Consider the following 12,762-nt stretch of genomic DNA (forward strand, 5'->3'; position numbering starts at 1 on the left):
GTGGTGATCAGCAGCACTCGGGAGGTCGGCGCGATGGGCGCAGCGGGCACGGCGCGGCAGCCGCGGGTCGGGTCGCGCCAGCAGGCGGACCTGCTCGCCCTGCTGCGCGACGAGGGCGCCACCTCCAGGGTCGCGCTCGGTGAACGGGTCGGTCTGCCGCGGGCGAAGCTCACGGCGGAACTGGGCAAGCTCGTGGACATCGGGCTCGTGGAGGTCGGCGGTCCGGCGGCCAGCCGGGGCGGGCGGCGCTCGAACTTCGTGCACCTGGCGGACGACCTGCGCCTGCTCGGCGTGGACGTCGGGGCGACGTCGATCACCGTGGCCGTCACCGACGGGCGGTGCGAGGTGCTGGCCCACCTGAGCGAGGAGTGCGAGGTCCGCGAGGGGCCGGTGGTGGTGCTGGGCCGGGTGATCGCGCTGGCCGAGCAGGTGCTGGCGAAGGCTCCGGGGCGGCTGATCGGGGCCGGGATAGGGCTTCCGGGGCCGGTGAGCTTCCGGGACGGCATGCCCGTCGCGCCGCCGATCATGCCCGGCTGGGACCGCTACCCGGTGCGCGACGAGCTGGCGGGCAAGTGGGGGTGCCCGGTGACCGTCGACAACGACGTGAACGTGATGGCGCTGGGGGAGCGGCACGCGGGCGTCGCGCGGTCCCTCGACGACCTGATCTTCGTGAAGGTCGGCACGGGCATCGGCTGCGGCATCGTGCTCGGCGGCCGGGTCTACCGGGGTGTCGCGGGCACGGCCGGGGACATCGGCCACATCAGGCTGGACGACTTCGGCCCGGCGTGCGTGTGCGGCGAGGTCGGGTGCCTGGAGGCGTACTTCGGCGGCGCCGCGCTGGCCCGCGAGGGGCTGACGCTGGCCCGCAGCGGGCGGTCGACGCTGCTCGCCACCATCCTGGAGGAACGCGGGCACCTGACCGCCGAGGACGTGGGCATGGCCGCCAAGTCCGGCGACTTCGCCGCGGCCAGCCTCGTGCGCGAGGGCGGCAGGCGGCTCGGGCACGTCGTGGCGTCGCTGGTGAGCTTCCTCAACCCCGGTATGGTCGTGATCGGCGGTGGCGTGTCCCGCATAGGGCATTCACTGCTGGCCGAGGTCCGCGGCGCGGTCTACCGCCGCTCGCTGCCGCTGGCGACGGGCAACCTGCCGATCGTGCTGTCCGAGCTGGGCGATCTGGCGGGCGTGACGGGCGCGGCCTGGTCCGCCACGGACCGGGCCTTCTCCACCGTCACCTGACTCCTCCACCACGTCCCGTCCGTGAGTGACCGCGATGTGCTGACAACGTTGTCATCTCGTTGGTGGGTCGCCGCATGTCCGGAAAGTTTCGTGTCGTTCCAACCTGCTTTTGTAAGAAAATGACGAAAGTGACCCCTACTTCTTGCTCTAAATGGCGTATTGCGTCCGATATGGGCTGTAGGTCAGGCTCCTTTGTGAGCTGAAACACCCAAGTTAGATCGGCTCCTCAACGAAGTGGAGCGTCCGTGCCGCACAATCCGGGCCTGGCGGACCGCGCGGGTCTTCGCCGGGCGAACCTGGCGCTCCTCGTGCGGATGCTGCGCGAGCGCGGCCAGGTCTCCCGCGCGCAGCTGGCGGTGCACTCCGGGCTCTCCAAGGCGACGGTCTCCTCCCTCATCGGCGACCTCGCGGGCCGCGGCGTCGTCCGCCCCGCGGGCATCACGGCGGGCGGCCAGGGCAGGCCCGGTGAGCTGGTCGAACTCCGCCCGGCCGCGGCCTGCGGCGTCGGACTCGACCTCCAGGTCGACCACGTGGGCGCGACCGTCCTGGACCTCACCGGCGAGGTGCTGCTGCGCAGGCGGATCGCCTGCGACGTCCCCGCCTCCGGCCCCGAACGCGTGCTGGACCTCCTCGCCGAGGTGCTGACCGGCGTGCACGACGACGTCCGGGCGCGCGGCGGATGGGTCGTGGGCGCCACAGCCGCCGTGCCGGGGCTCGTCGACACCGACGGCGCCGTGGTCCGGCTCGCCTCCCGGCTGCGCTGGCGCGAGGTCGCCCTGCGCGACGGCCTGGCCGCGCGCACCGGGCTCGCGCTGGACTTCTTCGGCGCCGACAACGACGCCAACCTCGCCGCCACCGCCGAGCGCGACGCGGGCGTGGCGGCCGGGCTCGACGACTTCGTCCACCTCACCGGCGGCCACGGCGTCGGCGCGGGGGTCTTCTCCGGCGGCGAGCTCGTGCGCGGCCACCTCGGCTACGCGGGCGAGGTCGGCCACATGGTGCTCGACCCGCTGGGCACGCGGTGCTCCTGCGAGCGGCGCGGCTGCTGGGAGACGCAGGTCGGCCTCGGCGCTCTGCTGCACGCCTGCGCCACCCCCGACGACCCGGTCCACGACCCGGCGCTCGACCCGGACGCCCGGATGGCCCTGGTCAGGGCGCGGGCCGAAGCCGGGGACCGGCGCACCCTCGACGCCCTGCACCAGATCGGCGCGGCGCTCGGCGCGGGCGCCGCGGTGCTGGTCAACCTGCTCAACCCGGCTGCGGTGGTGCTGGGCGGCTACTTCGCCGCCCTGTCCGAGTGGCTGGTCGAACCGGTCCGCTCCGAGGTCACCGCGCGCGTCCTCGCCGAGGGCGCCGGTGGCGCGACGGTCGTCGCGTCCCGGCTGGGGTTCGGGGCCCCGTCCACCGGCGGCGCGGTGCACGCGCTGCGCCGCGTGCTGGACGACCCGGCCGTCGTGCCGATCCGCGACCACGTCCGGAGCACCGAGAACACCGAGAACGACACGGAAGGAACGGTGGCCGGATGAGCGCCGACGCGGCAGACCCCGTCGCCAGCCGGGACGACCCCCGGCAGCCACTGCTGAGGATGACCGGCATCGTCAAGGAGTTCCCCGGCGTCCGCGCGCTCGACGGCGTCGAGCTGAGCGTCCTGCCGGGCGAGGTGCACTGCCTGCTCGGCCAGAACGGCGCGGGCAAGTCGACGCTGATCAAGGTGCTGGCCGGGGCGCACCGGCCCGACCACGGCGAGATCCTCTGGCGCGGCGAGCCCACGGTGCTGGCCTCGCCGGTGGCGGCGCTGCGCCTCGGGATCGCGACGATGTACCAGGAGCTGGACCTCGTGCCGGGGCTCTCGGTCGCGGAGAACGTGTTCCTCGGCCACGAGCGGTCCCGGTTCGGGTTCAGCCGCCGGGGCGCCGCGCGCGCCGAGGCCGCCGCGCTGATGCGCAGGCTCGGGCACGCGGAGATCCCGCCCGAGCGGGAGGTGGGCCTGCTGTCGGCGGCCGGGCAGCAGCTCGTGTCGATGGCGCGGGCGCTGGCCCACGACGCGCGGCTCATCGTCATGGACGAGCCGACCGCCGCGCTGGCCTCCGACGAGGTGGACAACCTGTTCCGCATCGTCGGCGAGCTGGCCGCCGACGGCGTGTCCGTCGTCTACATCTCGCACCGGCTGGAGGAGATCCGCCGCATCGGCAGCCGCGTCTCGGTCCTCAAGGACGGCCGCACGGTCGCCTCCGGGCTGCCCGCCGACACGCCCACCTCGGAGCTGGTGAACCTCATGTCGGGCCGGCAGGTCAACACGGTGTTCCCGGTCCGCGAGGCGTCCGTCGCCGACGGGCGGGTCGAGGTGCTCAAGGTCGAGGGGCTGACCAGGGCGGGGGAGTTCGCCGACGTCAGCTTCACCGTGCACGCGGGTGAGGTGCTCGGCATCGCCGGGCTCGTGGGCGCCGGGCGCAGCGAGATCCTGGAGACCGTGTTCGGGGCCCGCAAGCCCGACGCCGGGACCGTGACCGTCGACGGGGTGCGGCTCAAGCCGGGCAACGTCTCCGCCGCCGTCAAGGCCGGGATCGGGCTGGCCCCCGAGGAGCGCAAGAGCCAGGGCCTGCTGCTGGACCTGCCCGTCGCGCACAACGTGACGCTGGCGAGCCTCGGCGCCTACAGCACCGCCGGGTTCACCGACCGGGCGCGGGAGATGGCCGACTCGCGCGCGGTGCTGGAGAAGCTGGAGCTGCGGCCCGCCGACCCGCGCCGCCTGGTGGGCACGTTCTCCGGCGGCAACCAGCAGAAGGCCGTCGTCGCGCGCTGGCTGGTGCGCGGCTGCCGGGTCCTGCTGCTCGACGAACCCACCCGCGGCGTCGACGTCGGCGCGCGGGCCGAGCTGTACCGGCTCGTGCACGAACTGGCCGCCGACGGGGTGGCCGTGGTCCTGGTGTCCAGCGAGGTCCCCGAAGTGCTCGGCCTCGCCGACCGGGTCCTCGTGCTGCGCGAGGGCGAGGTGCTCGCCGACCGACCGGCCGCCGAGCTGACCGAGGCGGACGTCCTCGACATCGTGATGGAAGGCAGCGCCGCGACCGAGCTCGCGGGCGTCGCAGAGGAGGCTTCGTCGTGACCAGCAAGTCCTCGACCCCGGTGCTGGCCACCGGCACCGAAGACCACACCCCACCACCGCCCGCGCGGGAACGGCCGCGCCGCGGCGGGTTCCCCGTGGACGTGCGCCTCGCGGGCCTCGTCGGCGTGCTGCTCCTGCTGTGCCTGGTCGGCTACATCACCCGCCCGGACGGCTTCCTCACCGAGGCCAACATCTCCACGATGCTGCGGCTCGCCGCGGCCATCGGCGTGGTGAGCGTCGGCATGACGTTCGTGATCATCAGCGGCGGCATCGACCTGTCCGTCGGATCGATCGTGGCGCTGTGCAGCGTGTGGATGACCACCGTCGCGACCCAGGCCTACGGGCCCGTCGTGATGGTGCTGTGCGGGCTGCTGGTCGGCCTGGGCTGCGGTCTGGTCAACGGGCTGCTCATCTCCTACGGCAAGATCGTGCCGTTCATCGCCACCCTCGCCATGTACGCCTCGGCGCGCGGACTGGCCGAACGGCTGTCGGGGCGGCGCACGCAGGTCGTGTCCGAGACCGGCTTCACCACGTTCTTCCGCGGCGCCGTCCTCGGCATACCGGTGCTGATCTGGATGCTGGCGCTGGTGTTCGCGATCGGCTGGGTGCTGCTCAACCGCACCAACTTCGGCCGCCGCACGCTGGCGGTCGGCGGCAACGCCGAGGCCGCCCGCCTCGCGGGCATCAACGTCAAGCGGCACACCGCGCTCGTCTACGGCATCGCCGGCCTGTGCTGCGGCATCGCCGCGATCATGGTCGTCGCCCGCACCACCTCCGGCGCCTCCACCAACGGCCTGTTCTACGAACTGGACGCCATCGCCGCCGTCGTCATCGGCGGCACGCTGCTCACCGGCGGCCGGGGCAGCCTCATCGGCACCCTCGTCGGTGTCCTGATCTTCACGGTGCTCAACAGCATCTTCACCCAGAACAACCTCGACACCGACATCCAGAACATCGCCAAGGGCGTGATCATCGTCGTCGCCGTGCTCCTGCAGAGCACGAAGCTGCGCCGCCGGATCCGGAAAACCTGACCCGCGCCGTCCGCGGTCCCGCCCGCACCCCGTCCGATCGCTCCGCTCCCCACCTCACACCGCTGGAGTCCGCCATGCCATCACTCGACCGCCGCCGCTTCCTGTGGGGCACCACCGCGCTCGGCGCCACCGCCGTCCTGGCCGGCTGCACGTCCAACGAGACGCCGCAGGCGGGCGCCTCCAACGCCGCCGTGGCCGGGACGTCGGGGGCGAACAGCGCGCCCGGCAAGGCCGTCACCATCGGCTTCTCCGCGCCCGCCGCCGACCACGGCTGGATGGCGGCCATGACGAAGAACGCGAAGGCCCAGGCGGGGCAGTTCTCCGACGTGACGCTGAAGGCCACCGAGGGCACCAACGACGTCAACCAGCAGATCGCCCAGGTCGAGACGCTGATCAACGACAAGGTCGACGTGCTGGTGATCCTGCCGTTCGACGGCAAGGCGCTCACCGAGGTCGGCAGGCAGGCCACCGACGCCGGCATCCAGGTCGTCAACGTGGACCGGATCTTCGACACGCCGCTGGCCTACCGGGCGTGGATCGGCGGCGACAACTACCGGATGGGCGTCAACGCGGGCAACTACATCGCCGCCCAGATGAAGGCGAAGAACATCTCCAACCCGGTGATCGGCGAGGTCGCCGGCATCGACTCGCTGCCGCTGACCCAGGAGCGCAGCACGGGCTTCAAGGAGGCGCTGGCCCGCGCGGGCTTCTCCGTCGGCCCTCGGGTGTCCGCCCAGTTCACCCCGGAGTCCGGCGAGCAGCAGACCGCGAACCTGCTCCAGGGCGCGAGCAAGCTCGACGCGCTGTGGAACCACGACGACGACCAGGGCATCGGCGTCCTGGCGGCGATCGACGGCGCGGGCCGCAAGGACTTCATCATGGTGGGCGGCGCCGGGTCGCGGAACATGATGGACCTGATCAAGGCCGACAGCGGCGTGGTCAAGGCGACGGTGCTCTACAGCCCGTCGATGGCCTCCTCCGCGATCGCCCTGGCCAGGATGCTGGGCCAGGCCAAGGGCATCGGCGACCTCGCCGAGCACGAGATCCCGGCGCTCATCACGACCTACTCCGCCGTCGTGAGCAAGGAGAACGTGGACTCCTACCTCGACGTCGGCTTCGACTCCTGACCGGGTCCCGGCGTCGCAGCGCGGCGGCGCCGGGGCCTCGCGGGCCGTGGTGGGAACGTTGGATCGACGAAGGGCCTGAACGCATGAACCAGGACATCGGCGTCGGGATGGTGGGGCACGCGTTCATGGGCGCGGTGCACTCCCAGGCCTGGCGCAACGCGCACCGCTTCTTCGACCTGCCGCTGACGCCGAGGCTCTCGGTGCTCGGCGGTCGGGACGAGGCCCGCACGCGGGCGGCGGCGGACAAGTACGGCTGGGCCTCGGTCGAGACCGACTGGGCCGCGCTGGTCCGGCGCGACGACGTGCAGATCGTCGACATCTGCACGCCCGGTGACACCCACTGCGACATCGCGGTGGCGGCGCTGGAGGCGGGCAAGCACGTGCTGTGCGAGAAGCCGCTGGCCAACTCCGTCGCGGAGGCGGAGAAGATGGCCGCCGCCGCGGAGGCCGCCGCCGCCCGCGGTGTGCGGTCCATGGTGGCGTTCAACTACCGCCGGGTGCCCGCGCTGGCGCTGGCGCGCAAGCTCGTCGCCGACGGGCGCCTCGGCGAGGTGCGGCACGTCCGCGCCGTGTACCTCCAGGACTGGCTGTCCGACCCGGCCTCGCCGCTGACCTGGCGGCTGGACAGGGAGAAGGCGGGCTCCGGCGCGCTGGGCGACCTCGGCGCGCACATCGTGGACGCCGCCCAGTTCGTCACCGGCCTCACGATCACCGGCGTGTCGGCGCTGACCGAGACGTTCACCAAGACCCGCCCCGACGGCGCGGGTGGCACGGGCGAGGTCACCGTGGACGACACGGCGCTGTTCCTGGCCCGCTTCGACGGCGGCGCGGTCGGCAGCTTCGAGGCCACCCGCTACGCGCTGGGCCGCAAGAACGCGATGCGGCTGGAGGTCAACGGCTCGCGCGGCAGCCTGGCCTTCGACTTCGAGTCCATGAACGAACTCCAGTTCTTCGACGGCGACGCCCCCGGCGCGGAGTCCGGGTTCCGGCGGGTGCTGGTCACCGAGGGCGACCACCCCTACGTCGGCGCGTGGTGGCCGCCCGGCCACCTGCTCGGCTACGAGCACACGTTCGTCCACGAGGTCGTCGACCTGGTGGGCGCCATCGCCGCCGGGACCGATCCGACGCCGAGCTTCGCCGACGGGCTCCGCGTCCAGCGGGTGCTCGCCGCGGTGGAGGACAGCGCGGCCGCGGGGAACTGGCAGCAGATCCCGACCTGAACGCACGAGGAAACCGAAGCGGCACCGACCCGGCGGACGGGCCCGGTCGGTGCCGCGACACGAGAGGAGGTCCACCCCGAAGAGAGGACACAGCCTTCCGCGGTTCCCAGTTCGGTGAGAACGAGGAGAGAATACCCGTGCGTGGTAAGCGAAGCGTGGAGCACGACCCGCAGTTGCGGACACCACCCCCGAACCCACACCCACTGCCGAGGCGCCTCGGCGTCGCCGGACTGGCGCTGCTGACCGGCGTGAGCGTCGGTCTCGTCGGCGCCGCCGCACCCGCCGCGGCCCACCCGGACGGCGAGCACGTCCTGGTGTTCTCCAAGACCGCGGGCTTCCGGCACGACTCCATTCCGGACGGGATCGCCGCCATCCAGGCCCTCGGGGCCGCGAACGAGTTCTCCGTGGAGGCCACCGAGGACGCGGGCGCGTTCACCGACGCCAACCTCGACCGGTTCGACGCCGTCGTGTGGCTGTCCACCACCGGTGACGTGCTCGACGACGACCAGCAGGGCGCGTTCGAGCGGTTCGTGCAGGACGGCGGCGGCTACGCGGGCGTGCACGCCGCCGCGGACACCGAGTACTCGTGGCCCTGGTACGGCGACCTCGTGGGCGCCTACTTCAAGTCCCACCCGGCCACCCAGCAGGCCGACGTGCTGGTCGAGGACCACGACCACGCCTCCACGGCGCACCTGCCGGACAGGTGGACGCGCACCGACGAGTGGTACAGCTACCAGAGCAACCCGCGCACCGACGTGCACGTGCTGGCGGCCCTGGACGAGCACAGCTACGCGCCCACCGACCCGGCGGGCGACCACCCCATCGCGTGGTGCCACCCGCAGGGCGGCGGCCGCTCCTGGTACACGGGGATGGGCCACACCAAGGAGTCCTACGCGGACCCGGCGTTCCGGCAGCACCTGCTGGGTGGCATCAGGTACGCCGCCGGAGCCGTGGCGGCCGACTGCGAGCCGGACGGCACGGAGCCTGCCGGGCCGCCGACCGACGCGGACTTCGACCAGGTCACCCTCGCGCTGGGCGCGGAGAAGACCGGTGAGCCGATCGCGCTCGCCGTCCTGCCCGACCGCCGGGTGCTGCACACCTCCCGCGACGGCCGCGTGTGGCTGACCACCGCGGAGGCGACGACGTCGCTGGCCGGGACGATCCCCGTCTACAACCACGACGAGGACGGCCTCCAGGGCATCGCGGTCGACCCGGACTTCGCCACGAACAAGTGGGTCTACCTCTACTACGCCCCGCCGCTGGACACCCCGGCCGGCGACGCGCCGGAGAACGGCACCGCGGCGGACTTCGCCCGGTTCAAGGGCCACAACCAGCTGTCCCGCTTCACGCTCGCCGACAACGGCACCCTGGACCTCGCGAGCGAGCAGCGGATCATCCAGATCCCGGCCGACCGCGGCATGTGCTGCCACGCGGGCGGTGAGATCGACTTCGACGGGCAGGGCAACCTGCTGCTGTCCACCGGCGACGACAGCAACCCGTTCGCCTCGGACGGCTTCAACCCGATCGACGAGCGCGCGGACCGCAACCCCGTGTTCGACGCCCGCCGGTCCTCGGGCAACACCGACGACCTGCGCGGCAAGATCGTCCGCGTCAAGGTCGCGGGCGACGGCTCGTACACGGTGCCCGCGGGCAACCTGTTCGCGCCCGGCACCGACAAGACCCGTCCCGAGATCTACGCCATGGGCTTCCGCAACCCGTTCCGGTTCGCCGTGGACAAGGCGACCGGCTGGATCCACCTCGGCGACTACGGCCCCGACGCCGGGTCGGCGGACCCGAACCGCGGTCCGGGCGGGACCGTCGAGTTCAACCTGATCAAGGAGCCGGGCAACTACGGCTGGCCGCTCTGCGTCGGTGACAACCTGGCCTACAACGACTACGACTTCGCGACCGCCACCTCCGGGCCGAAGTTCGACTGCGCCCACCCGCGCAACGACAGCCCGCACAACACCGGACTGGTGGACCTGCCGCCCGCGAAGGCGGCGTGGATCCCCTACGACGGCGGGTCCGTGCCCGAGTTCGGCACCGGCGGCGAGTCCCCGATGGGCGGCCCGACCTACCACTACGACGCCGACCTCGCCTCGGTGACGAAGTTCCCCGAGTTCTACGACGGCAAGAACTTCGCCTACGAGTGGGACCGCGGCTGGATCAAGACCATCGACGTCGGCGCGGGTGGCGAGCGCGGCGCGATCACGCCGTTCTTCGACTCGATGACCCTGACCAGGCCGATGAACCTGGAGTTCGGGCCGGACGGCTCGCTCTACGTCCTCGACTACGGCAGCGGCTACTTCGGCGGGGCCGCCGACTCGGCGGTCTACCGGATCGACTACACGCGGGGCAACCACACGCCCGTGGCCAAGCTGGCGGCCGACAGGACGTCGGGACCCGCGCCGTTGACGGTGGCCTTCGACCCGACCGGCACGACCGACGAGGACGGCCCCGAACTCACCTGGGCCTGGGACTTCGACGGCGACGGCACCACCGACTCCACCCAGGCCGGACCGGTGAGCCACACCTACCCCACGGTCGGCCGGTTCAGCGCGAAGCTGTCGGTGACCGACCCGACCGGACTCACCGGCTCGGCGAGCGTCGTGATCAACGTCGGCAACACCGCCCCCGTGGTCACCCTCGACACCCCGCTCGACGGCTCGGTGTTCAGCTTCGGCGACCAGGTGCCGTTCTCGGTCACCGTCACCGACCCCGAGGACCAGCCGGTCGACTGCTCCAAGGTGGTCGTGGAGTACATCCTCGGCCACGACAGCCACGGCCACCCGCTCAGCAGGGCCACCGGCTGCCAGGGCACCATCCCCACCCCGGCCGACGGCGGGCACGGCGCCGACGCCAACGTGTTCGGCGTCATCAACGCCACCTACACCGACAACGGCGCTCCGGGCGCCCCGGCGCTGACCGGGTCCGACGAGGCGGTGTTGCAGCCCAAGCACAAGCAGGCCGAGTTCTACACCGGCGCGCAGGGCGCGCGGGCGTTGGAACGCGACACCGCGGAGGGCCGCAAGCGCGTCGGCGAGATCGAGAACGGCGACTGGATCAAGTTCGGCCCGGTCAACCTCGCCGGGGTGACCGGGATCGGCTACCGCGTCTCCTCCGACGGCGCGGGCGGCACGCTGGAGGCCCGCCTCGACGCGCCGGACGGCCCGCTGGTGCAGTCCGTCCAGGTGGCGCGCACCGGGGGCTGGGACAACTACGTCGACCTCGCGCCGACGCCGGTCACCGACCCCGGCGGCACGCACGAGCTGTACCTGGTGTTCAAGGGCGGCTCGGGCGCGCTGTTCGACGTGGACTCGTTCACCTTCAGCACCGACCGGCCCGCGAGCTGCGCGCCCGTCGTGCCCGAGGCGGGCTACCGCAGCCTCTACGACGGCACGGAAGGCAGCCTGGAGGCGTGGAACCAGGCCGGTCCCGGCCGCTTCGTCCAGCAGCCCGACTGCTCCATCCGTTCCGAGGGCGGCATGGGACTGCTGTGGCACGAGACCGAGCTGGGCTCCTACAGCCTCAAGCTCGACTGGCAGCTCGCCGGTGACGACAACTCCGGTGTCTTCATCGGGTTCCCCGATCCAGGCAACGACCCCTGGGTCGCCGTGGACCAGGGCTACGAGATCCAGATCGACCCGACCGACGCCGTCGACCGCACCACCGGTTCGGTCTACACGTTCAAGGCCGCCGACATCGCCGCGCGCGACGCGGCGCTCAAGCCCGCGGGCCAGTGGAACGCCTACGAGATCGTGGTCACCGGCCAGCGCGTCCAGGTGCTGCTGAACGGGGTGGAGATCAACGACTACACCGGCACCGCCCCTGCCCGCGACCTGACGCGGGGCTTCATCGGGCTGCAGAACCACGGCGACTCAGACGACGTGAAGTTCCGCGACGTGCGCGTCAAGGACCTCGACGTGGTGGCCCCGGTGACCACCGCCTCGACCGGCACCGCCCCCGGCGGGTCCGGCTGGCACACGGCGGCCCCGGTGTCGGTGGAGTTCGCGGCCACCGACGCGGGCGGCGTCGCGCGCACCGAGTACCGGCTCGACGGCGGTGACTGGACCGCCTACACCGAGGCGGTCGTGGTGACCGGCGACGGCGCGCACAAGGTGGAGTACCGCTCCACCGACACCTCGGGCAACGTCGAGCAGACCAGGTCACTGGACGTCAAGGTCGACGGCACCGCCCCGGTCACCACCGCCACCTTCGCCGCACCCGGCGAGAGCGGCTGGCACGGCGGCGCCGTGTCCGTCGTCCTCAGCGGAGCCGACCCGGCCTCCGGGGTGGCCCGCACCGAGTGGAGCCTCGACGGCGGGACGTGGACGGCCTACAACCGCCCGGTGCCGGTGTCCGGCGACGGCACCCACACCCTGCTGCACCGGTCCGTCGACACGGCGGGCAACACCGAGGTCGACCGGGCGGCGACGATCCGGATCGACGGCACCTCACCCACGCTGCTCGTCGCGGGCGTGGCGAACGGCCGGGTGTACGGCGACGCGACCGACGTGGTCGTGTCGTGGGAGGCCGGTGACGCCACCTCCGGCGTCGGCGCGGTCACCGCGACCCTCGGCGGTCGGACCCTGGCCTCGGGGTACGGGGTCGCGCTGCACGAACTGCCGCTGGGCCTGCACGAGCTGCGGGTGACCGCGACCGACGTCGCGGGCAACGCCACCACCAGGACGGTGCCGTTCGCGGTCACCACGTCGCTGCGGGACGTGTCCCAGCTGCTCGACCGGTTCAAGGCCGTCAACCGGCTGCCGAAGGCCTCCTACGACCAGCTGACCAAGCAGCTGGCGAAGGCGCGCAAGGCCGAGGCCGAGGGCAAGGACGACAAGGCGGTCCAGGAGCTGCGGGCGTTCGGCGCCCTGGCCTCCGGTGTCGCGGACACGGGCGTGCGCTCCGTGCTCGTCCGCGACACCGACGCGGTGATCGCGCTGATCGACGGCGACCCTGCGCCGTTGCGGCGGGAGTAGTACGCACGACGGGTCGGGCGGACGCGGCTTCCCGCGTCCGCCCGACCCGGCACCACCAAG

Annotated in this window: 7 protein-coding genes; all 7 read left to right on the top strand. The window is 72.6% G+C overall.

Features of this window, described 5'->3' with window-relative positions:
- The first annotated feature begins 33 nt into the window (after positions 1-33).
- The 7 genes from RM788_RS47490 (at position 34) to RM788_RS47520 (ending at position 12,702) form a co-directional block, all read left to right on the top strand.
- Positions 34-1,236: an ROK family transcriptional regulator gene (locus RM788_RS47490; protein ID WP_315934919.1), complete on the top strand. Its 1,203-nt coding sequence runs from the start codon at positions 34-36 to the stop codon at positions 1,234-1,236.
- Between the two features lie 245 nt (positions 1,237-1,481).
- The gene (locus tag RM788_RS47495; protein ID WP_315927708.1) at positions 1,482-2,762 is read left to right on the top strand and encodes an ROK family protein; all 1,281 of its coding nucleotides are present in this window, start codon (positions 1,482-1,484) and stop codon (positions 2,760-2,762) included.
- Positions 2,759-4,342 carry a sugar ABC transporter ATP-binding protein gene (locus tag RM788_RS47500; protein WP_315927710.1) on the top strand — a complete coding sequence of 528 codons (1,584 nt, stop codon included), beginning with the start codon at positions 2,759-2,761 and terminating at the stop codon, positions 4,340-4,342. The genes RM788_RS47495 and RM788_RS47500 overlap by 4 nt, the downstream gene beginning before the upstream one ends.
- Positions 4,339-5,373, top strand: coding sequence for an ABC transporter permease (locus tag RM788_RS47505; protein WP_399342315.1), 1,035 nt, complete (start codon positions 4,339-4,341; stop codon positions 5,371-5,373). The genes RM788_RS47500 and RM788_RS47505 overlap by 4 nt, the downstream gene beginning before the upstream one ends.
- Positions 5,374-5,447: 74 nt before the next feature.
- On the top strand, positions 5,448-6,500 hold the full coding sequence (locus tag RM788_RS47510) for a substrate-binding domain-containing protein (protein ID WP_315927712.1): 1,053 nt from the start codon (positions 5,448-5,450) through the stop codon (positions 6,498-6,500).
- Between the two features lie 83 nt (positions 6,501-6,583).
- Positions 6,584-7,720 (top strand): Gfo/Idh/MocA family protein, encoded by a 1,137-nt coding sequence (locus RM788_RS47515; RefSeq protein ID WP_315927714.1) that lies wholly within the window; start codon positions 6,584-6,586, stop codon positions 7,718-7,720.
- Between the two features lie 203 nt (positions 7,721-7,923).
- Entirely contained in the window at positions 7,924-12,702 is a 4,779-nt protein-coding gene (locus tag RM788_RS47520) for a ThuA domain-containing protein (RefSeq protein WP_399345301.1), read from the top strand.
- The last annotated feature ends 60 nt before the right edge of the window (positions 12,703-12,762 follow it).

Origin of the sequence: Umezawaea sp. Da 62-37, assembly GCF_032460545.1 — a bacterium.
In the GTDB taxonomy this organism is placed as follows: domain Bacteria; phylum Actinomycetota; class Actinomycetes; order Mycobacteriales; family Pseudonocardiaceae; genus Umezawaea.

Bases quoted from the DNA above. Each gene is read 5' to 3' on its own strand.
- RM788_RS47490 (WP_315934919.1), top strand. From the start codon at position 34: ATGGGCGCAGCGGGCACGGCGCGGCAGCCGCGGGTCGGGTCGCGCCAG.
- RM788_RS47500 (WP_315927710.1), top strand. From the start codon at position 2,759: ATGAGCGCCGACGCGGCAGACCCCGTCGCCAGCCGGGACGACCCCCGG.
- RM788_RS47510 (WP_315927712.1), top strand. From the start codon at position 5,448: ATGCCATCACTCGACCGCCGCCGCTTCCTGTGGGGCACCACCGCGCTC.
- RM788_RS47515 (WP_315927714.1), top strand. From the start codon at position 6,584: ATGAACCAGGACATCGGCGTCGGGATGGTGGGGCACGCGTTCATGGGC.